The sequence below is a fragment of the Roseobacter sp. HKCCA0434 genome, from assembly GCF_032464675.1.
In the GTDB taxonomy this organism is placed as follows: Bacteria; Pseudomonadota; Alphaproteobacteria; order Rhodobacterales; family Rhodobacteraceae; genus Pontivivens.
The window spans coordinates 165,311-186,311 of the sequence record NZ_JAWDKL010000001.1 but is presented as its reverse complement, the minus strand read 5'-3'; the positions used below and the strand labels follow the sequence as shown (position 1 = coordinate 186,311).

Annotated in this window: 22 protein-coding genes; 7 read left to right on the top strand and 15 right to left on the bottom strand. The window is 68.3% G+C overall.

Annotated elements, in window-relative coordinates:
• Positions 1-10: 10 nt before the first annotated feature.
• The 13 genes from RX333_RS00930 to RX333_RS00870 all read right to left on the bottom strand — a co-directional run bounded on the left by RX333_RS00930 (position 11) and on the right by RX333_RS00870 (position 12,631).
• On the bottom strand, positions 11-583 hold the full coding sequence (locus tag RX333_RS00930; protein ID WP_316013025.1) for an OmpH family outer membrane protein: 573 nt from the start codon (positions 581-583) through the stop codon (positions 11-13).
• The gene (bamA, locus tag RX333_RS00925) at positions 583-2,943 is read right to left on the bottom strand and encodes an outer membrane protein assembly factor BamA (protein ID WP_316013024.1); all 2,361 of its coding nucleotides are present in this window, start codon (positions 2,941-2,943) and stop codon (positions 583-585) included. The genes RX333_RS00930 and bamA overlap by 1 nt, the downstream gene beginning before the upstream one ends.
• A 76-nt stretch (positions 2,944-3,019) precedes the next feature.
• Positions 3,020-4,360, bottom strand: a complete 1,341-nt coding sequence (gene rseP / locus RX333_RS00920) for an RIP metalloprotease RseP (RefSeq protein WP_316013023.1) — start codon at positions 4,358-4,360, stop codon at positions 3,020-3,022.
• Positions 4,357-5,523: a 1-deoxy-D-xylulose-5-phosphate reductoisomerase gene (gene dxr, locus RX333_RS00915; RefSeq protein ID WP_316013022.1), complete on the bottom strand. Its 1,167-nt coding sequence runs from the start codon at positions 5,521-5,523 to the stop codon at positions 4,357-4,359. The genes rseP and dxr overlap by 4 nt, the downstream gene beginning before the upstream one ends.
• Positions 5,520-6,344, bottom strand: a complete 825-nt coding sequence (locus RX333_RS00910; protein ID WP_316013021.1) for a phosphatidate cytidylyltransferase — start codon at positions 6,342-6,344, stop codon at positions 5,520-5,522. The genes dxr and RX333_RS00910 overlap by 4 nt, the downstream gene beginning before the upstream one ends.
• Positions 6,341-7,060, bottom strand: coding sequence for a polyprenyl diphosphate synthase (gene uppS / locus RX333_RS00905; RefSeq protein ID WP_316013020.1), 720 nt, complete (start codon positions 7,058-7,060; stop codon positions 6,341-6,343). The genes RX333_RS00910 and uppS overlap by 4 nt, the downstream gene beginning before the upstream one ends.
• 28 nt (positions 7,061-7,088) lie before the next feature.
• Complete coding sequence (frr, locus tag RX333_RS00900; RefSeq protein WP_316013019.1) at positions 7,089-7,652, bottom strand: ribosome recycling factor; 564 nt, start codon at positions 7,650-7,652, stop codon at positions 7,089-7,091.
• Between the two features lie 13 nt (positions 7,653-7,665).
• Positions 7,666-8,394, bottom strand: coding sequence for a UMP kinase (pyrH, locus tag RX333_RS00895; RefSeq protein ID WP_316013018.1), 729 nt, complete (start codon positions 8,392-8,394; stop codon positions 7,666-7,668).
• A gap of 110 nt (positions 8,395-8,504) precedes the next feature.
• Complete coding sequence (locus RX333_RS00890) at positions 8,505-9,167, bottom strand: YitT family protein (protein ID WP_316013017.1); 663 nt, start codon at positions 9,165-9,167, stop codon at positions 8,505-8,507.
• A gap of 66 nt (positions 9,168-9,233) precedes the next feature.
• A complete protein-coding gene (locus tag RX333_RS00885; RefSeq protein ID WP_316013016.1) occupies positions 9,234-9,959 on the bottom strand; it encodes a hypothetical protein in 726 nt (241 codons plus the stop codon).
• Positions 9,960-10,203: 244 nt separating this feature from the next.
• Positions 10,204-11,079, bottom strand: a complete 876-nt coding sequence (gene tsf, locus RX333_RS00880; RefSeq protein ID WP_316013015.1) for a translation elongation factor Ts — start codon at positions 11,077-11,079, stop codon at positions 10,204-10,206.
• A gap of 94 nt (positions 11,080-11,173) precedes the next feature.
• Positions 11,174-11,944 carry a 30S ribosomal protein S2 gene (gene rpsB, locus RX333_RS00875; RefSeq protein ID WP_316013014.1) on the bottom strand — a complete coding sequence of 257 codons (771 nt, stop codon included), beginning with the start codon at positions 11,942-11,944 and terminating at the stop codon, positions 11,174-11,176.
• 153 nt (positions 11,945-12,097) lie between these two features.
• The gene (locus RX333_RS00870) at positions 12,098-12,631 is read right to left on the bottom strand and encodes a TerB family tellurite resistance protein (RefSeq protein WP_316013013.1); all 534 of its coding nucleotides are present in this window, start codon (positions 12,629-12,631) and stop codon (positions 12,098-12,100) included.
• A 130-nt stretch (positions 12,632-12,761) separates the two neighbouring features.
• Between RX333_RS00870 and RX333_RS00865 the strand changes: the two genes are divergently transcribed.
• From RX333_RS00865 to miaA, 6 genes are read left to right on the top strand one after another with little or no spacing between them, the layout of a single operon-like run.
• Complete coding sequence (locus RX333_RS00865; protein ID WP_316013012.1) at positions 12,762-13,682, top strand: AEC family transporter; 921 nt, start codon at positions 12,762-12,764, stop codon at positions 13,680-13,682.
• Positions 13,679-14,503, top strand: coding sequence for a PfkB family carbohydrate kinase (locus tag RX333_RS00860; protein WP_316013011.1), 825 nt, complete (start codon positions 13,679-13,681; stop codon positions 14,501-14,503). The genes RX333_RS00865 and RX333_RS00860 overlap by 4 nt, the downstream gene beginning before the upstream one ends.
• Positions 14,500-15,405, top strand: coding sequence for a pseudouridine-5'-phosphate glycosidase (locus RX333_RS00855; RefSeq protein ID WP_316013010.1), 906 nt, complete (start codon positions 14,500-14,502; stop codon positions 15,403-15,405). The genes RX333_RS00860 and RX333_RS00855 overlap by 4 nt, the downstream gene beginning before the upstream one ends.
• 37 nt (positions 15,406-15,442) lie before the next feature.
• Entirely contained in the window at positions 15,443-16,138 is a 696-nt protein-coding gene (gene modB / locus RX333_RS00850) for a molybdate ABC transporter permease subunit (RefSeq protein ID WP_316013009.1), read from the top strand.
• Positions 16,135-16,734, top strand: coding sequence for an ATP-binding cassette domain-containing protein (locus tag RX333_RS00845; protein WP_316013008.1), 600 nt, complete (start codon positions 16,135-16,137; stop codon positions 16,732-16,734). Before modB ends, RX333_RS00845 begins: the two co-directional genes overlap by 4 nt.
• The gene (gene miaA / locus RX333_RS00840) at positions 16,731-17,642 is read left to right on the top strand and encodes a tRNA (adenosine(37)-N6)-dimethylallyltransferase MiaA (RefSeq protein ID WP_316013007.1); all 912 of its coding nucleotides are present in this window, start codon (positions 16,731-16,733) and stop codon (positions 17,640-17,642) included. Before RX333_RS00845 ends, miaA begins: the two co-directional genes overlap by 4 nt.
• Here the strand turns inward: miaA and RX333_RS00835 are convergent.
• Positions 17,611-18,483 carry an MBL fold metallo-hydrolase gene (locus RX333_RS00835; protein ID WP_316013006.1) on the bottom strand — a complete coding sequence of 291 codons (873 nt, stop codon included), beginning with the start codon at positions 18,481-18,483 and terminating at the stop codon, positions 17,611-17,613. The two genes, miaA and RX333_RS00835, sit on opposite strands and share 32 nt — an antisense overlap.
• Before the next feature lie 46 nt (positions 18,484-18,529).
• Between RX333_RS00835 and RX333_RS00830 the strand changes: the two genes are divergently transcribed.
• A complete protein-coding gene (locus tag RX333_RS00830; protein WP_316013005.1) occupies positions 18,530-19,870 on the top strand; it encodes an ATP-binding protein in 1,341 nt (446 codons plus the stop codon).
• On the opposite strand, the gene RX333_RS00825 is transcribed toward RX333_RS00830, so the two are convergent.
• The gene (locus RX333_RS00825; protein WP_316013004.1) at positions 19,867-20,976 is read right to left on the bottom strand and encodes a PAS domain-containing protein; all 1,110 of its coding nucleotides are present in this window, start codon (positions 20,974-20,976) and stop codon (positions 19,867-19,869) included. The genes RX333_RS00830 and RX333_RS00825 overlap by 4 nt on opposite strands.
• Between the last annotated feature and the right edge of the window lie 25 nt (positions 20,977-21,001).

The window sequence follows — 21,001 nt, the reverse complement described above, 5'->3', positions numbered from 1 at the left end:
TCCGTCTGAGTTATTCCCCGCCTTCCGGGGGGTCAACCTGCGGTTGGGTCCGGGGCCCGGTCGGCGCGGCAGACTGTGCGTCGAGCCGGCGGATCACCTCCTCGGTCACGTCGAGCTGCGCATCGGCCAGGATGACGCTGCGCAGATCGACGATGGCCGCCGCCCCGCTATCGCCCAGGATCCCCGCATAGATCGGGTTGAGCTGCTGGGCAAAGCGCCGTTCGCGCGCCTCGATGCGTGCGGCGAGCGCCTGCGACCGGCGATCCTGCTCGACCCGCGCCGCGCGCACCCGCTCGTCGAATTCCCGCGCGAGCTCCGCAAAGGCTTCGCGCGTCACCAGGTCGCGCCGCGCGGCGAGTTCCTGCTCCTCCAGCTCGAACGCGTTGGAGATCGCGTCGGCCTCCGCCTGCAGCGCCTCGCGATCGGCGCGGTTCTGGCGCAGGATCTCCCGCCCCGTCTCCGACTGCTCCAGCACCGCGCGCGGATCGACCAGCACGATCGGCGGGCGCTCCCGCTCCTGCGCGTTCAGCGCGAACGCCCCCAGCAGGACGGCGGCGATCAGCGGCCAGACGCGCCGCCGCATCAGAAGCGACGGCCGCCCGACAGCCGGAATTTCTCGAAATCGTCACCGTCGACGCTGACCACCGGCTCGGCATAGTCGATGCGCAGCGCGCCGATCGGGCTGTCCCAGAACAGCGAGACACCCAGCGTCGCGCGCAGCTCCGCGCTGTCGTCGATCGTGTAGGCGCCCCGCGGCGCCGGTCCGGTGAAGTTCGTCTCGTTCAGTCCCCACAGCGAGCCCGCATTGGCGAAGACGCCGCCGAACAGCCCCGCCTCCTCCGGCAGACCCAGCGGGAAGGACGCCTGCGCGCGCACCACCGCGTAGTAGTTGCCGCCAAGGGCCGAATCGACATTGGTCGCCCCGCTCGTGTCGCGGTCGCGCGGGCCGAAGCCGCCCGACTGGAACCCGCGGAACGACGCGCCGCCCAGGAAGAACCGGTCGGTGATGCGGGAGCCGTCGTCGGCGGAGGCCAGCGCCCCGACCTCGCCCTCGACGAAGGTCACGACGTCGTCGTTGCGGAAGGACTTGTAGACGCGGCCCGTCGCCGTGCCCCGCAGGTACTGCGCATCGCCGCCCAGACCCGCGAGATCGCCGGTGAAGGTCAGCACATAGCCCCGCGTCGGAGCGGCACGGCTGTTGCGCTGATCGTAGCGATAGGTGAACCCGATGGAGGAGGTGATGTCCTCGCCCGCATCCGCCAGGATCGCCGGGGACGTGTTGGCAAGGTTGTTGGGGTCGATCTCGTCGCTCGACAACCGATAGCGCAGCTGCAACGTGCCGTTGTCGCTCAGCGGGAAGGTCACGCGCGGCTCGAAGCCCAGCGAGGCCTCGTTGAAATCCGACGTCTCCCGGTCAACCTCGCGGTAGTAGAGGTCGAAGCCCGCGGCGACCTCGCGGTCGAGGAAACGCGGCTCCTCGAAGCTGAACGAATAGACCTGCTGATCGCTGCCGGTGGAGAATTCCACCGCGACCGCCTGCCCGCGGCCCAGGAAGTTCCGCTCCGACAGCGCGATCGAGCCGCCCACGCCCGAGGCGGACGAATAGGCGACACCGAAATTGACCGACCCGGTCAGCTGTTCTTCGACCACGGTCTCGATGACCGCGCGATCGGGGGCCGAGCCTTCGACCACCTCGACGCTGACATCGGAGAAGAAGCCGGTGCCGCGCAGGCGGTCCGCCGTCTCCCGCACCGAGGCGGCGTTGAACGCGTCGCCCTCCACCAGGTCGAATTCGCGGCGGATCACCCGGTCGAGCGTCGAGGTGTTGCCCGAAATGTCGATCCGCTCGACGAAGACCCGCTCGCCATCGACAATCTCGAAGGTGACCTCGACCGTGCGCTCCTCGGTGTTCTGGCGCACGCGCGGCACCACGTCGGCGAAGGCGAAGCCCAAGAGCCCCGTCCGCTCTCGGATATTCTCGATGGTGGCGTCGATCTCGCTCTGGTCGAACCCGTCCCCGGCCTCGAAGGTCAGCGTGCCGTCGAGGTCGGCCACGTCCAGCCCGGCGATCTGCGGGTCGATGTCGACGAAGCCGAAATCGTACCGCGGCCCCTCGTTGATCGTGTAGGTCAGGAAGAAGCCGCGCCGGTCGGGCGACAGCTCGACCACCGAGCTTTCCACCTCGAACTCCGCGAAACCGTTTTCAAGGTAGAACTGCCGCAGCAGCTCCTCGTCGAGCCGCACCCGGCCCGGATCGAACGTGTCGTTGGAGAAGAAGGTCGACAGGATCCCCGCCTGACGGCTGACGATCACGTCGCGCAGCTCCCCGTCGCCGAAGACCTGATTGCCCACGAAGGTGATGCGCTCGATCTCGGTCACGTCGCCCTCGAAGATCTCGAAGACCACGTCGACCCGGTTCTCGGGCCGCTCGATGATGACCGGGTTCACCTGCGCGTCGAACCGCCCGACGCCGCGATAGGCATCGATGATGCGCGCCGCGTCCGCCTCGACCGCCGCGCGGTTATAGGCCAGCCGCGGCCGGATCTCGACCGTCTGCTCCAACAGCTCGTCCGAGACGATGTCGTTGCCCTCGAAGGCGATCAGGTTGATCGACGGGTTTTCGACGACCACGATGCGCACCGCGTTGCCCTCGACCAGGATCTGCGCGTCCTGGAACAACCCCGTGGCGAACAACGCCTGCACCGCGTTATTGAGCGTGGCGGGCGTCACCGTCTCGCCCACGTCGAGATCGGTGTAGACGCGCACCGTCTCCGCCTCGATGCGGCGGTTGCCCTCCACCGTGACGGCGCCGAGCGTAAAGCTCCCGGGCACCTGCTGGGCCATCGCCCCCGTCGACAATGCGGCACTGGCCACGCAAGCCATCAGGGTCGTGCGCAGCGCGCTGGAACCGATGGATGCGCTGAGCGCGCGAAGACCGGTCACTCGGGTAAAGGAACGCATTCTGCCCCGCCTCTCTCAAAGACTGCCTGTCGCCTCTTTTCGCGGGCCGTGGCGGGCCTCAGAGACGTGTGATGTCGTTATACGTCGCGAAAAGCATGAGGGACAACACCATTGCAAGTCCGATCCCCATCGCGACGTCCACCCAGCGCCCCGATGGTGTCCTCCCGGTCACGGCCTCGATGGCGTAGAACACAAGATGCCCCCCGTCGAGCACCGGAATCGGGAACAGGTTCATCAGCCCGATCGCCGTCGAGATCAGCGCGATCAGCAGCACGAAGTTGAGGATGCCCTGCCCCGCCGTCTCCCCCGAGACCTGCGCGATGCCGACGGGCCCCTGCAGGTTCGAGGGGCTGATATTGCCCGCGATCATGTGCCCGATCCCGTCGAATGTCCCGGTGATGATCGCCCAGGTCCGCGACACCCCGATGCCGAGCGCCTCGACCGGGCCGGGGCTGCGCGTCTCGGGCGTCAGATAGGGCGCGATCGACACGCCGATGATGACCTGCCGTGCGAAGGTGCCGTCTGGCTGCGGCACGTCCTCCTCGGTCGGCACCATCGTCAGCACCATCTCCTCGGCCCCGCGGCGCAGCCCGATCTCCAGCGGCTCCCCTTCCGAGGCGGCGACCGTCTCGCGCAGCGTGTCGAAATCGACCAGCGGCACGCCTGCGGCGGTCAGCAGCAGGTCCCCTTCGCGGATGCCCGCGCGGCTCGCGCCCGACAGGGGCCGCACGCCCGCGACCAGCGGCGGGCGCGGGCGCTCCACCACCAGGTCCATCGCCTCGCCGTCCCGCTCGACCGTGTAGGTCGCGGGCTGGCTCAAATCGATCTCGCTGAAGACGCGCATCAACTCCGCATAGCTGCCGACCGGCTGCCCGTTCAGCGCTGTCACCACGTCGCCCTCGCGCAGCGGCGTCTCCCCCTGCACCGACTCGGGCAGCGCGCCCAGCCGCGCCTCCTCCACCGCGACGCCGGTCCAGAAGACCAGCGCGCAATAGATCGCGATGCTCAGAAGGAAATTCGCCACCGGCCCGGCCAGCACCGTCAACGCCCGCTTCCACAGCGCGGCACCCGGAAAGCTGCGCGCCCGCTCCGCCGCGTCCATCCCCTCGACCGAGGCCTGGTCCGGCCGGCTCGACCCGTCCGCATCGCCCAGGAACTTGACGTAGCCGCCCAGCGGCAGCAGCCCGATCCGCCAACGCGTCCCGCGCCGATCCGTGCGGGCATAGAGCTCCTTGCCGAAGCCGAGGCTGAACACCTCCGCATGGATCCCGCACCAGCGCCCGACGATGTAATGCCCGAACTCGTGGATGAAGACGACGATGCCCAGCACCACCACGAAGGGCAGGATGGTGGCGAGCAGCGGCCCGAGCACCGGTATAGCGGAAATCAGGTCGATCATCGGTCCATCCGTTTCATGGCTTCGGCCACCGCCGCGCGCGCCTCGGCGTCGAGCGCCAGCACCTCGTCGAGGCTCTCGGGCTCTCCGTCGCAGGCTACCGCGTCGAGCGCCCGCTCCACAAGGACGGCCATGTCGAGGAACCCGATCCGCCGGTCGAGGAACCCGGCCATCGCCGCCTCCTTGGCCGCGTTCATCACCGTGCCCGCGCGCCCCCCGGCCTCCAGCACATCCTTCGCAATACGCAGCGCGGGGAACCTCTCGGGGTCCGGCGCCTCGAAATCGAGCCGGGCGAGTTTTGCGAAATCCACCCGCTCCACCGGCAGCGCCCGCCGCTCGGGATAGTCGAGCGCATAGCCGATCGCCCCGCGCATGTCCGGCGGCCCCAACTGCGCGATCAACGATCCGTCGCGAAAGCCCACCATCGAATGCACGATGGATTGCGGGTGCACCAGCACCTCGATCTGATCGGGCGTCAGGTCGAAAAGATATTTCGCCTCAACCAGTTCCAGCGCCTTGTTGAACATGCTCGCGGAGTCGATCGAGATGCCGACCCCCATATCCCAGTTCGGATGCGCGACCGCCTGCTCGGGCGTCACATCGCGCATCTGGTCGGTCGTGAAGGTCCGAAACGGCCCGCCCGAGGCGGTGACGATCACCCGCTCGACCGTCGCGGCCCGCTCCCCCTGCAAGGCCTGGAAGATCGCGGAATGCTCGCTGTCGGCGGGCAGCAGCGTGGTGTCCCCTCGCGCACAGCAATCGAGCAGCAGCCGTCCCGCGCAGACCAGGCTCTCCTTGTTGGCGAGCGCCAGCGTACCGCCCCGCCCCGCGGCGGCGAAACTGGGCCGCAGCCCCGCAGCCCCGACGATGGCGCTCATCGTCCAGTCGGCCGGCTCGCGCGCGGCATCCTCCAGCGCCGCGACACCCGCCGCCGCCTCAACACCGGACCCATCCAGCGCGGCTCGCAAGTCGTCCAACCGGCTCTCGTCTGCCGTCACGGCGATGCGCGCGTTCAGACGGCGGGCATGTTGCGCCAGTTCCTCGATATTGTTTGCGCCGGTCAGGGCCACGACGTCGAACGCCTCTGCCCCACCCGCCCGGTCGATCAGGTCGAGCGTGCTCGCCCCGATCGAGCCGGTGGCGCCCAGGACGCTGATCCGTCTCACCACAGGAAGATGCTCTCACCCCGAAGGAAGCTGACCGCCGCGACGACCAGACCGGCGGCCATCAGCCCGTCCACCCGGTCGAGGATGCCGCCGTGACCGGGCAGCAACCGGCTCGAATCCTTCACGCCGAAGAACCGCTTGGCCGAGCTTTCCGCCAGATCCCCCGCCACGGCGACCAGCGCCACGAAGACCGACAGCAACGCCACCTCCGCCGGATAGGACAGCCCTGCGAAGATCGCGAAGAGCAGCCCCGCCACCTGTGCGAACAGCACCGATCCAATCAGGCCCGACCAGGTCTTCTTGGGGCTGACCCGCGGCCACAGCTTCGGCCCGCCGAAGATGCGCCCGCCGAAATAGCCACCCACATCGACCGCGATCACCACCAGCACCAGCCACAGCACAGACAGGAATCCGAAGCGGAAATCGTTGCGCAGCGCCTCGATGGCGATCATCGACAGCCCGATATAGGCACAGCCGGGAATGATGAAGCGCAGGCGCGCCAGCTCCCAGGCCGCGCCGATGGCGATTCCAGCGCCGAGCACCGCCATGCCCAGAAGCGGCCCGCCCAGATGCGCCACGATGACGCCGAGGAACGCGGCGAGGATCATCAGGATGCCGGGCGAGCGCAGTCCCTGCCGGTGGCCCACGACCATCTCGCGCCATTCCCAGATCATCGCGCCCGCACCGACGCCGATCAGGGTCGCACTCCACAACCCGCCGAAGATGAAGGCGACCAGCGCCACCGCGCCCAGCACCGCGGCCGAGATCAGCCGCACCTTCAGGTCGGAAAACTTGCCACCGCTCGCCTTGCCCTGGCTCAAGCCGGACCGCCCTGCGAAGCCTCGACTCCACCGAAGCGGCGCTCGCGCGTCCCGAACTCGTCGAGGATCGCGCCGAACTGGTCGGGCGTGAAATCGGGCCAGCACTCGGGCACGAACGCATATTCGGAATAGGCCGCCTGCCAGGGCAGGAAGTTGGAGGTGCGGTGCTCGCCGCTCGTGCGGATCACCAGCTCGGGGTCCGGGCAGCGCGTGTCGAGCGCCTCCGCGAACCGCGCCTCGGTCACGTCGCCGGGCGCGATCTCGCCCGCCGCCACCTGCGCCGCGATCTTTCGCGCCGCGCGCACGATCTCGTCGCGCCCGCCATAGTTCAGCGCGACCTGCAAGGTCAGCAGGTCGTTATCCTTCGTCCGCTCCTCCAGCCCCGCCATCATCGCGCGGATGTCCGGCTCCAGCGCCGAACGCTCGCCGATGAAGCGCACGCAGACCCCGTTGCGCTCCAGCTCCGCGGCCTCCATGCGGATATAGATGCGGAACAGCCGCATCAGCGCCGCCACCTCGATCACCGGCCGCTTCCAGTTCTCGGTCGAGAAGGCATAGAGCGTCAGCGTCTCGACCCCGAGGTCGGGACAGGCGCGCACGATCTCGCGCACGCGCTGCACGCCCTTCTTGTGACCGGCCACGCGCGGCAGGCCCCGGCGCACGGCCCAGCGGCCGTTTCCGTCCATGATGATGGCGACATTCGTCGGGCGTGCCATGTGTCCGCTCTCCTCGATCGGCGGGTCCTCAGACCTGCATGATCTCTTCCTGCTTGGTCTCCAGCGCGGCATCGATCTTGGCGATATGCGCCTTGGTGATCTCGTCGATCTCGTCGGAATAGACCTTCTGGTCGTCCTCGGCCATCCCCGCGGCCTTGGCCTTCTTCACCTGGTCCATGCCATCGCGCCGCACGTTGCGCACCGCGATGCGGGCCTGCTCGGCATATTGCCCGGCCACCTTGGCCAGATCCCGCCGCCGTTCCTCGTTCAGCTCCGGGATCGGCAGGCGCAGCGTCGTGCCGTCCATCACCGGGTTGATCCCGAGGCCCGCATTGCGGATCGCCTTGTCCACCGCGCCGACCATCGACTTGTCCCAGACATTGACCGTCACCATGCGCGGCTCGGGCACGTTGATCGTCGCCACCTGATTGATCGGCATGGAGGAGCCGTAGGCGTCCACCTCCACCACGTCGAGCATCGAGGCCGAGGCCCGCCCCGTGCGAAGGCTGGCGAAATCGCCGCGCAGGCTGGTCAGCGCGCCGTCCATGCGCTTGGCGATCGCGTCGGTGTCGATATCCAGATCGTCGGACATGTGGTCTCCTGTCTTATTCGGCCACTGTGGTGAATTTCCCCTGCCCGCTCAAGACCCCGGCGAGGCCTCCTTCGGCGGCGAGGGAAAACACCACGATCGGCAGCTTGTTGTCTCGGGCGAGTGCTATGGCGCTCGCATCCATGACCTTGAGGTTCTGGGCCAGAACCTCGTCATAGGTCACCTTGTCATAGCGCTTGGCGTCCGGGTTGGTCTTGGGATCGCTGTCATAGACCCCGTCGACCTGCGTGCCCTTGAAGATCGCCTCGCATTTCATCTCGCTCGCGCGCAGGGTCGCGGCGGTATCGGTCGTGAAGTACGGGTTGCCCGTCCCGGCGGCGAAGACGCAGACGCGCTTCTTCTCCAGGTGCCGCACCGCACGGCGGCGGATATAGGGCTCGCAGACCTGATCCATCGGGATGGCCGAGATCACGCGCGTGTTGATCTTCAGCGCCTCCAGCGCCGATTGCATCGCCAGCGCGTTCATCACCGTGGCGAGCATCCCCATGTAATCGGCGGTCGTCCGCTCCATCCCCTGCGCCGAGCCCTGCAGCCCGCGGAAGATGTTTCCGCCGCCGATCACCATGCAGATCTCGACGCCCATCGCGTGCAGGGTCTGCACCTGCCGCGCGATCCGCTCGACCGTCGGGGGATGTAGGCCGAATCCCTGGTCGCCCATTAGCGCCTCGCCCGAGATCTTCAGCATCACCCGTCCATATTTCGGGGTCGGGGCGTCGTCTGACATGAATGGCTCCTACAGGTCTCGGCTACGCGCGATACCTGCCCCGAACGCCGTCCGGGTTCAACGGTTAATGCGCGCCGCGCGCCACCAACTAGGGCGCAATATGCGCTTGCCTAGCGCGCGATGTAGCGGTCGAGCCGGTGATTCACCGTCAGGAACAGGTTCAGCACGACCGCCCCCAGCAGCGACCAGAGCATCGCGCCGAGCGGCAGCACCGCAAGCCCCAGCGCGAGTATGCCGAGGTCGAAGACCAGCTGCGTCAGCCCCGGCCGCCACCCCAACCGATCTTGCAGGTAGAGCGCGAGGATCCCCACCCCGCCCAGGCTCGCCCGGTGCCGGAACAGTCCCAGCAGCCCGAACCCGATCAACACCCCACCCGCGACCGCCGCGTAACCCGGTGCCACGGCGTCGAGCCCCAGCCACGCGCCCTGCACCGACATCAGCGCCGACAGCGCGCTGATCGCCGCGAAGGTCTTGAAGGTGAAGGCACGTCCCATCCGCAGGATGGCAAGCGCATAGAACGGCAGGTTGAGCACCCAGAACAGCAATCCCGCATCCAAGCCCGTCATGTAGGACAGGATCAGCGCCAGCCCCGCCATGCCGGACGTGACCAGCCCCGCCGCCTGGTAGAGCGCGAGCCCCAGCCCCGTGGCGATCACCCCCGCCCCGATCCCCTGCACATCGTCGAGCGCGGAATGAACCGTACTGGTCCCCTCCCACTGGGCGAACCGCCGAGCCAACTGCCCGGCCTCGTTGTTGCGGTGCAATATGGACATTGGACAGATGTCGACCGGATGGGGGTGGCGGTCAAGAGGTCAGCGGTATTTGCGGGGCGGCGCGGGTCACTCCGTTGCCTGAACCCTGCGATCCAGCGCGGATGCGGAGGCGAGCAACTCACGGACTGCTATCCCGAACCGTTTTCTCTCAGCAGGGGAATAGTGGCGAAAAGCCCAACTGGAAACGTCCATCAAGCTCAGGAACTTCGCCACCTCCATCAGCCGCGCTGGTATGCCTCTCATGTCGATCGACCAAGAGATCGGCTTAACATGGACGAGATTGTTGCGCAGGCTTTGCAAATACGTAATTGCCTCGGTCATCTCCGGCGACACGTCCACTTTTGCCCCGGCGGTATCGAACGATCCGGCTTCTCGCTTTCGCGTTCGAGGGCCATCATGGTCAGCACCTTCCGGCTCGGAATGCAGGGCAACGCTCGTCAGCATATCGAGCAGGGAGTGGACTCGCATACTCAGTTTGAGTTCCTCGCGGACGAGCTTCGTCTCTTCCCGTTCGGGGAAGGCTGGATCGTCCTGCTGTTCGGACGCCCGCGCAGCCACGTGAAGGTCGCTGAGGCGGTCCTGTAATTCGGCATGCTTCGCGGCATTGCCGTAAGCCCCGATCCCGCGCGTGCCAGTATGATGCGCGACCAGCGCAGCGTTCACCGCGTCGCAGGCCGACGTGATGGCCCAACGCCACGCGACGGGTTCAGTCTCGACGCGAGCAAGCTGGGAAACACATTCTTCCAGTGCTTGCAGCGCGCCACTCTCCGGGCTGATCTCGTACTCGAACATCGGCCGATGTTCGCACGGGCGCGACCGTCTGTCTGCCGCGTTAACGAATGCCGTGCGCCAGCCATCTGCCATACGCGTGCCATACGCCTGCCATACGCATCGCAGACCACGTTCCAGACATTAACGAAGCTTGCCGGACCGTTAGGGTGTCATCTCTCCAGGCGGCTCGCGGTTCACACCCCCCAAATGAAAACCGCCGCGCAATCCCTTGCGCGGCGGTCGTTTTCCTCAGCGGAGGCTCGGCTCAGCCGCCCATGGTCTTGGCGACTTCCGCGGCGAAATCCTCTTCCGCCTTCTCGATGCCCTCGCCGACCTCGACACGGGCATATGCCGTGACCGAAATCCCGGCTTCCTTCGCCGCTTCACCGACCGTAACGTCCGGATTCATAACGAACTTCTGGTTGAGAAGCGTCACTTCCTCGAAGTATTTCTTCATGCGGCCGACGATCATCTTCTCGATCACAGCATCCGGCTTGCCGCTCTCGCGCGCCTGCTCGGTCAGCACCTGCTTCTCGCGCTCCACAAGTGCTTGATCCAAATCATCTTCCGACAGCGAAGCGGGGTTCGTCGCGGCGATATGCATCGCCACCTGACGGCCGAATTCCACGTTGTCGCCGTCGAACGCGACGATCACGCCGATCTTGCCCATGCCCTCGGTGATCGCCCCGTGCACGTAAGCCGCGACGTTCTGACCGGACACTTTTGCCATACGGCGCAAGGACATGTTCTCGCCGATCGTCGCGACCTTGTCGGTCACGGTGTCGGCGACGGATTTGCCGCCCATGTCGGCGGAGGCGAGCGCTTCGGTCGAGTCCACGCCCATCGCGGTATCCGCGATCTTGCCGACCATTTCCTGGAATTCGGCGTTGCGCGCGACGAAGTCGGTCTCGGAGTTGACCTCGACCGCGACGGCGGTGCCGTTCTCGGCCTTCACGGCGACGAGGCCCTCGGCTGCGGTGCGGCCCGACTTCTTCGCGGCCTTGGCGAGGCCCTTGGTACGCAGCCAGTCGACCGCGGCTTCCATGTCGCCATCGGTCTCGGTCAGGGCCTTCTTCGCGTCCATCATGCCTGCGCCGGTCTGTTCGCGCAGTTCCTTCACCATGCTTGCGGTGATTGCCATCTCATCTCTCCTGAAAAGCTCGGATCGCGCGACCCTCGATACAGGGCCGCGCGTGTCGGTTTGATGACGGCGGGGTCGCGCCCCGCCGAACGGATCAGGCGTCCGCGCCTTCCTCGGCGACGGCGTCCTCGCTGAGACCCTCTTCCATCTCGCCCAGGTCGACACCGGCGGCACCCAGCTGGTCAGCCATGCCGTCGAGCGCCGCGCGCGCGATCAGGTCGCAGTAGAGCGCGATTGCACGTGCCGCGTCATCGTTGCCGGGGATCGGGTAGTCGATGCCCTCGGGGTTCGAGTTGGTGTCGAGCACGGCGATCACCGGGATGCCCAGCTTCTTGGCCTCGGCGATGGCGAGCGCCTCCTTGTTCGTGTCGATCACGAACAGGATGTCGGGCACGCCGCCCATGTCGCGGATGCCGCCCAGCGAGGCGGTGAGCTTCGCCTGCTCGCGGTCGAGCTGCAGACGCTCCTTCTTGGTGAAGCCCGAAGCGCCTTCGCCCAGCTGCTCGTCGAGCGTCTTCATGCGGCTGATCGAGTTGGAAACGGTCTTCCAGTTCGTCAGCGTGCCGCCCAGCCAGCGGTGGTTCATGTAGTACTGCGCGCAGCGCTCTGCGGCCTCGGCCACGGCCTTCTGCGCTTGGCGCTTCGTGCCGACGAACAGGATCCGGCCGCCCTTGGCGACGGTCTGCTGCACGGCCTGCAGCGCCTGGTCGAGCAGCGGCACGGTCTGCGTCAGGTCGAGAATGTGGATGCCGTTGCGATCACCGTAGATATACTGGCCCATGCGGGGGTTCCAGCGGTGGGTCTGGTGGCCGAAGTGAACGCCAGCTTCCAGCAGCTGACGCAGCGTGAACTCGGGAAGAGCCATCGTCGTTTTCCTTTCCGGTTTCGCCTCGACGGGGGGAAAGGGCATCTGCCCAACCGGTGGACCGGGCGGGATGTCTCCCCGAACCGGCCCGCCCCCGTCTGCGGGATTGAGTGCGCGCCTCCTAGACCGGATCGCGCGCGGATGCAAGCAGGCTCAGCGCGCCGGTCCGAAGGCGCGCCGCATGAGTGCGACGGCGTCCGTGTCGCGGCTGTCGGGATCCCGTCCGTCCGCGCGCAGGACGGTGTCCGCCATCTGCTCCAGATCGGGCAGAACTTCGGGGCCGGACAGTTTCGCAAGACGCCGGGAGAGGCGACGGACCGCCATCTCCGCACCATTGCATTGCGCGACGATCCAGCGCCCGACGGTCAGCAATTCATCGGCCTCTGCGAGGTCGGCGCCGAAGACGCGTGCAGTCTCGCGGCGAATTGCCGTGATTTCCGACTGGCTCAGCGCGCCGTCCAGTTCGGCAAGTGCCACGAGGATCCCGGTCGCGGCGAGCCGCGGATCCTCCACCGTCTTCACCGGATGGACGTTCGTTCGACGCCGAAACCCCAGCCGACGCGCGGCGAGGCGCACGTCGTTGGCCGCATCGAGAAGATCGGTCCCGACGTCCCGCGCCCGCTGGAAGCGCCAGTACCAGATCCCGGCTGCACTGATCGCCCCGATCAGCAAGATGAGGATATGCATGTGCCTGTACTCCGCGCGACATGGGCCCGTCGATCGATAGCGCGCCGGTGGGGCTTGAGGCAAGGACGGCTGGCACCGGACGCCAAAACTGGTAGAACCTGCCCCGACAGCGCCGCTTCGCAGGACTCACATGCTTCCCGTATTCCTCAAGACCCTGCCCTTCTTCCTGCTGATCGGGCTGGGCTACGGGGCGGCGGCGACGCGCTTCTTCAGCCGCGAGGCGGCGGTGGCGCTGACCCAGTTCGTGTTCTGGTTCGCGCTGTCGGCCATGCTGTTCAACTTCGCAGCGACCCTGGAATTCTCCGACATCGCGAATGGCGACTTCCTGCTGTGCTACCTCGTGGCCTCGGCCATCGTCTACATCGTGGCGACGGTGATCGCGAAGATGCGCGGGCTGACGCTCGCCACCTCGGCGATCGAGGCGCAATGCGCGGTGATCGGCAATGTCGGCTTCCTCGGCATCCCGATGCTGGTCGGCCTGTTCGGAGAACGGGCGGCCGCCCCCGTGCTGATGGTGCTGTCGGTCGATCTGATCGTGTTCGGCAGCCTCGTGGTCGCGATCATAACCGGCAGCCGGGGAAAGCTGGGGCCGGGTCTGGTGCTGACCATCCTGCGCGGCCTGGTCACGAATCCGATGGTGATGTCGATCACCGCCGGGCTGATCTGGTCGCTCTACGACTTGCCGGTGCCGGTGCCGATGGCGGAGTTCCTGACGATCCTGGGCTCGGCCGCGACGCCTGCCGCACTCTTCGCCATCGGCGCGAGCCTCGCGGGCAAGTCAGCCGAGCGGGCGAGCACGGCCCTGTGGCTCTCGGCGTTGAAGCTGGTCGCGCATCCGGCGCTGGTCGCGGTCTTCGCGTTGTGGGTCTTCGACCTCGACCCCTTCGCCGCGGCGATGATGATCGCAGCCGCCGCCATGCCGGTCGCGGGCAACATCTACATCATCGCACAGCATTACGGGGTGTCGCCGCAGCGCGTCTCGACGGCGATCCTGTTTTCCACCGTCATTTCGGTCCTGACGCTGACGGCGGTGCTGGGATGGGTGCAATGACGATCCTGTGCGCAGGGGCCGCGCATTGGGACATCCTCGCGCGTGCGGGCGAGGCGATGGCACCGGGCGACGATGTGCCGGGCCGCGTGCGCGACGCCCCCGGTGGGGTCGCGTGCAACATCGCGCGCCATGTCGCGCGGCGCGGCCGGGTCGCGCTGGCGGCCTGCGTGGGCGACGATGCGCGGGGGCGCGCGCTGCTCGCGCAATTGCAGGCAGAGGGGATCGACACGCGCGAGGTGGCGGTCCTGCCGGGCCTGGCCACGGATCGCTATGTCGCGATCGAGGATCACGACGGCGGGCTGATCGGCGCGGTGGCGGATCAGGCGACGTTCTCCGCCGGGGCGCAGAAGATCGGTGAATCCGTCAGGCGCTGGGATGGGCCGGTTCTGCTGGACGGCAACATGCCCGCGCGGGTGCTGGGCGACCTGCCTGTCGACAGGATCACGGTGATTCCGGCGAGTCCCGCGAAATCCCTGCGCCTGCGCGAGCCGGTCGCGGCGGGCGCCGGGATCGTCTGCAACGCCGCCGAGGCGCGCGTGATCGCGAGGGCCGAGGGCGACGGTCCCGCCTTGGCCGAGGCACTGGTCGCCGCAGGCGCGGCCTTTGCGCTCGTCACCGACGGGGCGCGGACCGCCGCGATCTGCCGGAACGGGCGCGTGCATTGCGCGACACCCGCATCCGTCACGGGATCGGTGACAGGCGCGGGCGATGCGCTGACGGCGGCCTTCACCCTTGCCATCCAGGAGGGTCTGTCCGATGAGACGGCCCTGAAGGCCGGGGTCGAGGCCGCGGCCCGGCATATCGAAGGAACATCGTCGTGACCCTGCCCCTGCTCTACTCGCCCGAAATCACCGAAGCGCGCGCCGACGGCAAACCCGTCGTCGCGCTCGAATCGACGATCATCACCCACGGAATGCCCTGGCCGCAGAACCGCGACACCGCCCGCGCGGTGGAGCAGACGGTCCGCGACGCGGGCGCGGTTCCCGCCACGATCGCCATTCAGGGAGGCAAGATCCTGATCGGGCTGACGCCGGACCAGCTCGACGCGCTGGCGCAGGCGAAGGATGTCGCGAAGCTGTCGCGCGCCGACCTGGCCGCCGCGGTGGCGGGCGGGATCACGGGCGCGACCACCGTGGCCGCGACGATGATCTGCGCCCATCTCGCCGGGATCGCCGTCTTCGCCACCGGCGGCATCGGCGGCGTGCATCGCGGGGCGGAGACGAGCTTCGACATCTCCGCCGACCTGCGCGAGCTGTCCGAGACACCGGTCACGGTCGTCGCGGCGGGCGCAAAGGCGATCCTCGACCTCCCGAAGACGCTGGAGGTGCTGGAGACGTTGGGCGTTCCCGTCATCGGCTATGGCACGGACCGGCTGCCCGCCTTCTGGTCGGCCTCCTCCGAACACGCGGTGCCCTTGCGCATGGACAGCGCCGAGGAAATCGCCGCAGCCCACGCGATGCGCGCTACGCTCGGACTGCCCGGTGGGCAACTGGTCGCCAACCCGATCCCGCAGGAATCGGAACTGCCAGCCGACACGCTGCGCCCGGTCATCGCGCAGGCGTTGGAGGAAGCCGAGGCACAGGGGATCGCGGCGAAGGCGGTGACGCCCTTCCTGCTGCAACGGATCTTCGAGCTGACCGAGGGCGCCTCGCTGACCGCCAATATCGCGCTGGTGCACAACAATGCGCGCCTCGCCGCGCAGATCGCGGCCGCGATGACATGAGGACAGCGCGCGCCCACTCCAAGATCGCGGGCCACGGATGAGCCTCGGAGCGGCGGAATGGGCGGCGTTGTCGCTCAGCCTGCGGGTCGCGGGTTGGGCGACGCTGATCGGACTGCCGCTGGCCTATCTGGTCGCATGGACGCTGGCGCGTCGGTCGTTTCGCGGCAAGGCGCTGGTCAAGGCGCTGGTCCAGATGCCGCTGGTCCTGCCGCCGGTCGTGGTCGGCTATCTGCTGCTGACACTGTTTGGCCGCAACGGCCCGCTCGGCGCGGCGCTCGGCACGCTCGGGATCTCGGTGCCGTTCACCAGCCTCGCGGCGGGACTCGCGGCGGGCATCATGGCCTTCCCGCTGATGGTCCGGGCCTGCCGCCTGTCGATCGAGGCGCTAGACTCCAGGCTGGAGGCGGCGGCGCGCACGTTGGGCGCGGGCGCGATGCGGCGGTTCTTCACGCTGTCGCTTCCGCTGTCGACGCCCGGCCTTCTGGCGGGCGCGACGCTGGGATTCGCCCGCGGGTTTGGCGAGTTCGGGGCCACCATCGTCTTCGCCGCCAACATCCCGGGGGAGACGCAGACCCTGCCGATCGCGATCTACTCGGCGCTGCAATCCCCCGGCGGCGACGCGGTCGCGACCCGGCTCGTCAGCATCTCGGTCGCGGTCGCCCTCGGGGCGTTCCTGCTTTCGGAATGGCTTGAGCGGCGAACCCGCGCCCGCCTTTCGGGGCAAAGCCGATGAGCCGGTTGCTGTTGCAGGGTCGGATCGAGAAGCGGGACTTCGCGCTCGACGTGGACATCGCGTCGGATGCGCCGATCACCGTCCTTCACGGGCCATCGGGTGCAGGCAAGACGCTGACGCTGCATCTTGCGGCGGGGCTGGTCGAGGCGGTCCGGCCGCGTTGCGTGGTGCAGGGGGCGGATCTGACCGCGCTGCCGACGGAACGCCGTCCCCTCGCGATGGCCTTTCAGGAGCCAAGGCTGTTCCCGCATCTCGACGTGAAGGCGAACCTCGCCTATGGCGCACGGGGGGCGGATCCGGCGGCGCTGGCCGACGCGCTCGACCTCGGCCCGCTGCTGCATCGGCGCCCCGCCGACCTCTCCGGCGGTCAGGCGCAGCGGGTGTCGCTGATGCGCGCCCTGCTGCGGCCCGCACGCCTGGTGCTGCTCGACGAGCCGTTCACCGGGCTCGACGCGGATCGGCGCGAGGCAGCGCGGGACCTGATCCGACGCCGGGCGGCCTCCGGCGACGTGATCCTGATGGTGAGCCACGATCCCGCCGATGCGCGGACGCTGGAGGCGCAGGTCGTGACCTTGCGCGACGGGGCGGCGCGGTGAGACCGGTCCTGATCGCCGGGCCGACGGCCAGCGGGAAATCCGCGCTGGCCCTCGCGCTGGCCAAGCGGATGCAGGCCACCATCGTCAATGCCGACGCGCTGCAGGTCTACGCGCGCTGGCGCCTGCTGTCCGCGCGGCCCTCGGATGCGGAGCTCGCACGTGCGCGCCATGTTCTCTACGGGCATGTCGGCGACCGGCAGGCCTATTCGACCGGTCACTGGCTGCGAGAGGTGGCCCCGTATCTGGGGCGAGGAACGCCGCTCGTCATCGTCGGCGGGACGGGTCTGAACTTCCACGCGCTGACCCACGGTCTCGCTCTGATCCCGGCAACTTCCGCCGAGATCCGCGCGGAGGCGGACGCGCGCGGAGCCGAGCGGATGCGCGCGGATCTGGCAGACCGCGATCCGCGCACGATGGCCCGGATCGATGCGCAAAACCCGATGCGGGTGCAGCGCGCTTGGGAGGTCCTGACCGCGACGGGACGGGGGCTGGCCGATTGGCAGGACGAGACGCCGCCGCCGCTGCTGTCGCTCCGCGATGCCGTGCCCATCCTGCTCGACGCCGATATCCCGTGGCTGAACGCGCGGATCGCGCGACGCTTCGACCGGATGCTCGAGGGCGGCGCGCTGGACGAGGCGCGCGCCGCCCTGCCCGGCTGGGATCCGACCATGCCCTCGGCCAAGGCCATCGGCGCGCCGGAACTGATTGCCCATCTGCGCGGAGAGACCGACCTCGACACCGCTCGAGCGAAAGCCGTGACCGCCAGCCGCCAATATGCCAAGCGGCAGCGCACCTGGTTCCGCAACCGAATGAAGGACTGGTCCCGCGTACCGATCGGGGATCGAAGCGATCCCGCCCGCATGGCCGATGAGATCATCACGCGCGCGACCATGTCGCCTCCGGGCTGATCGGGCCATCGCAGCGCACCAGACCACGCTCCGTCAAATCGATGAGGTGCGCGAGCACGTTGCGCGCGGCCGCGGGCAAGAGTGTGGGTGCGACATCGGTGTAGATCCGCGCAGTGAGGGGCTCGACGGCGACAGGGCCGCTCTCGAGCGCGGCCATCACCTGCGCCTCGCGCATTTCGCGGTGGGCGATCAGCTCGGCGATGCGCCGCTCGGCCTCGACGACCGGCTCCCCGTGGCCGGGGTGGAAGGTCAACCCGTCGCAGCGCCCCTGCATCCGCCGCAGCGATGCCATGAAAGCGGTGAGGTCGCCATCGGGCGGCGAGACGAGCGTGCTCGCCCAGCCCATGACGTGATCGCCCGTGAACAGGATGCCGCGCTCGCGGTCGAGGAAGCAGAGGTGCCCGGCCATGTGACCGGGCGTGTGCCAGACCTCCAGGGTCCAGTCGGGGCTGACGACCGTCTCGCCATCGCTCAAGGTCATGTCGGGCGCGAAATCGGCGTCGACGCCCTCGCCGCCCCCGATCCGGCCCTGTCCGGCCAGGGCCTGCATCACGGGGCGCCGCCCATCCTCCGCGCGCCCGAAGGCGAGGACCGGGATATCGAGCTCCCGCCCCAGCCGGGTGGCGAGCGGAGTGTGGTCGAGATGGGCATGGGTCGCGAGCAGATGGGTGATCCGCTCCCCCGGCGCCAGCGCGTCGAGGATCGCGGCGCGATGCGCGGGCAGGTCCGGCCCCGCATCGATCAGAGCGACCTCGCCCGTCCCCAGCAGATAGCTCTGCGTTCCGGTATGGGTCATCGGACCGCCATTCGGGGCCGTGATCCGGCGAAGTCCCTCAACCATCGCTCCCTCCTTGCGCGGGCGGGGGCGAGACCCTACCCCTTGCATCATGATGGATTTCAGATGGCTCAAGCGCTGGATGCCGCGCAACCTCTTTTCGCGGGCGCTGCTGATCCTGTTCGTCCCGGTGATCGGCATCCAGATCGTCGCCGCGACGGTCTTCATCGCGCGCCATGTCGAAGGCGTGACCGAGCAGATGGCGCGTTCGGTCGGGTCGGAGCTCAACTACGCGGTCTCGATCATCGAGCAGTCCCCATCGCGCGCGGAACGTGAGCGGCAGATCGATCTCATCAGCGGTCTGCTGGGTCTGACGCTGCTGGTCGACGGCGAGCCGCGGGAAATGGCGCGGGACCGGCTGGGACTGCTCGACATCTCCGGCGGTGCCGCGGCGCAGACGCTGCGCGACGTGATCGACAGGCCGCTGCGGCTCGATACCGTGTCGCTCGACAAGATCTTCGTGGTCGAGGTGGCGAGCGAGGTCGGGACCGTCACGGCATTGGTGCCCGAGCGTCGGGTGGTCGCCTCCAATCCTCACCTTCTGCTGACCTGGATGATCTTCGCCGCGGCGGTGCTCGCCACCATTTCCGTCCTGTTCCTGCGCAACCAGATCCGGCCGATCCGTGAGCTCGCGCAGGTTTCCGAAGCGTTCGGCAAGGGACGTTCGGAGCCGTTTCGCCCGCGCGGGGCGGAGGAAGTCCGGCGCGCCGGTGCCGCGTTCCTCGCGATGCGCACCCGGCTGGAACGGCAGATCGAGCAGCGCACGTCGATGCTGTCGGGGGTCAGCCACGACCTGCGCACGCCGCTCACCCGGTTGCGCCTCGGCCTCAGCCTCGCCGAGCCCGGTCCCGACACCGACGATATGATCGGCGACGTGGCGGAGATGGAGCGGATGCTCGACGGGTTCCTGGCCTTCGCCCGCGGCGAGGCGATGGAGGAGACGCGCGCCGTCGATCCGGTCGCCCTAGCCCGTCAAATGGTGACGCGCCTGCGCGGCGAAGGCGCGCCGGTGGCGCTGAAGGCGCAGACCGACACGCCCGACGATCCGATGGTCGATCTGCGCGAGATCGCGATCACGCGCGCCCTGCAGAACCTGCTGGGCAATGCGGTGCGGTTCGGCGCGCGGGTGCGGCTTTCGGTCAGGCTGACGCGCACGCGGCTCGAATACATCGTCGAGGATGACGGGCCGGGCATCGCGAAGGATCAAAGGGAGCTGGCATTGCGGCCCTTCTCGCGGCTTGATCCGGCGCGCAACCCGAACGAGGGAACCGGTTCGGTCGGCCTCGGCCTGTCGATCACCGCCGATGTCGCGCGCAGTCACGGTGGCGCTTTGATCCTGGAACGGTCCGAAAGCTTCGGCGGGTTGAAGGCCACGCTGCGCATCCCGCGCTAGTTCGTCGCGACCTGTCGACCGTATGCTTCCGGCGCGGCGGCGGGCCTGCGCGAAGCCGCATCGACGTCGACCAGGATCGACGCGGGCAGGTGCAGCGTCAGTTTCATCGATCCGACGGCCTCCTCGCGGCGCATTTCCGCCCCGATGGATCGCGCCACCTGGGCGAGGAGAAGCGTGCCGTATCCGCCGCCCTTCGCGCCGTGCAGCCTTGGAACCGCACAGCTGCTGCGTTCCTGCCAGACGAGCGTGAGCCCATCGTCCGAAGACGGATCGAGCGTGACCTTCAGCCCGGTTCCCGTATCGGACAGTCCGCCATGCTTCGCCGCATTCGTGGCGAGTTCGTAGAACATCACGGCCAGGTTGGTGCCCGCCTCCGCGCGAATCTCGATCCCCGGCGGGATGTCGATATCGGGGGCGTGGGAGTGCCAGGGGCGCAGCACGACCGAAAGCAGTCGCGCGAGATCGATGCAGTTGCGCTCCTCCCCGAAACGGTCGGGCAGCCGTTTGCTGATATCATGGGCATCGCGCAGCGCGACCATCTGCTGACGCAGCATGTCCGACATCTGGCCCGGCGTCTCCGCGCGGCGCGCGGCGATCCCGACGAGGCCCGCCATCATCGCAAAGCAGTTGCCGACGCGGTGGTCCATCTCGTGCGCCATGCGGGTCAGCGCCTCCTCCTGCTCCCGCCGCTCCGTGATGTCCCAGTTCACGCCGAGCATCCGGCGCGCCCGGCCATCGGCGTCCCGCTCGACGATGCGCCCGTGGCCTGCGATCCATCGCGTGCCGCGCGTGACGTGATCGACGCGCCACTCCATCACGTAGTCGCAGCCCTCCGCGATGGATCGCTGCACCGCCGCGTCGATGGCGGGGATATCGTCGGGATGGATCGCGGCGAAGAACTCGTCGATCGGGTAGTTCCGTCGTACCGTCCGCAGCCCGAACAGATGCGGCAGGCGCTCGCAGCAGTGAACCGTCCCGGACGGAATATCCCACTCGAAGCTCGCCATCTTGCCCGCGGCGAGCGCGATCTGCGCGCGATCCGCGTCGCTGCACGGCTCCTCCGGCAAGGGAATCGGCAGATCACGGGAGAGATCGTTTGCGTTCATGGTCCGTCCTCGGCGCTATATCTCC

Coding starts and splice junctions, on each gene's coding strand:
- rpsB (WP_316013014.1), bottom strand. CDS start 11,944: ATGGCTCTTCCCGAGTTCACGCTGCGTCAGCTGCTGGAAGCTGGCGTT.
- RX333_RS00830 (WP_316013005.1), top strand. CDS start 18,530: ATGATGGATTTCAGATGGCTCAAGCGCTGGATGCCGCGCAACCTCTTT.
- RX333_RS00885 (WP_316013016.1), bottom strand. CDS start 9,959: ATGTTCGAGTACGAGATCAGCCCGGAGAGTGGCGCGCTGCAAGCACTG.
- RX333_RS00835 (WP_316013006.1), bottom strand. CDS start 18,483: ATGGTTGAGGGACTTCGCCGGATCACGGCCCCGAATGGCGGTCCGATG.
- RX333_RS00860 (WP_316013011.1), top strand. CDS start 13,679: ATGACGATCCTGTGCGCAGGGGCCGCGCATTGGGACATCCTCGCGCGT.
- RX333_RS00930 (WP_316013025.1), bottom strand. CDS start 583: ATGCGGCGGCGCGTCTGGCCGCTGATCGCCGCCGTCCTGCTGGGGGCG.
- RX333_RS00825 (WP_316013004.1), bottom strand. CDS start 20,976: ATGAACGCAAACGATCTCTCCCGTGATCTGCCGATTCCCTTGCCGGAG.
- RX333_RS00890 (WP_316013017.1), bottom strand. CDS start 9,167: ATGTCCATATTGCACCGCAACAACGAGGCCGGGCAGTTGGCTCGGCGG.
- tsf (WP_316013015.1), bottom strand. CDS start 11,079: ATGGCAATCACCGCAAGCATGGTGAAGGAACTGCGCGAACAGACCGGC.
- RX333_RS00865 (WP_316013012.1), top strand. CDS start 12,762: ATGCTTCCCGTATTCCTCAAGACCCTGCCCTTCTTCCTGCTGATCGGG.
- uppS (WP_316013020.1), bottom strand. CDS start 7,060: ATGGCACGCCCGACGAATGTCGCCATCATCATGGACGGAAACGGCCGC.
- RX333_RS00870 (WP_316013013.1), bottom strand. CDS start 12,631: ATGCATATCCTCATCTTGCTGATCGGGGCGATCAGTGCAGCCGGGATC.
- pyrH (WP_316013018.1), bottom strand. CDS start 8,394: ATGTCAGACGACGCCCCGACCCCGAAATATGGACGGGTGATGCTGAAG.
- modB (WP_316013009.1), top strand. CDS start 15,443: ATGAGCCTCGGAGCGGCGGAATGGGCGGCGTTGTCGCTCAGCCTGCGG.
- RX333_RS00845 (WP_316013008.1), top strand. CDS start 16,135: ATGAGCCGGTTGCTGTTGCAGGGTCGGATCGAGAAGCGGGACTTCGCG.
- rseP (WP_316013023.1), bottom strand. CDS start 4,360: ATGATCGACCTGATTTCCGCTATACCGGTGCTCGGGCCGCTGCTCGCC.
- frr (WP_316013019.1), bottom strand. CDS start 7,652: ATGTCCGACGATCTGGATATCGACACCGACGCGATCGCCAAGCGCATG.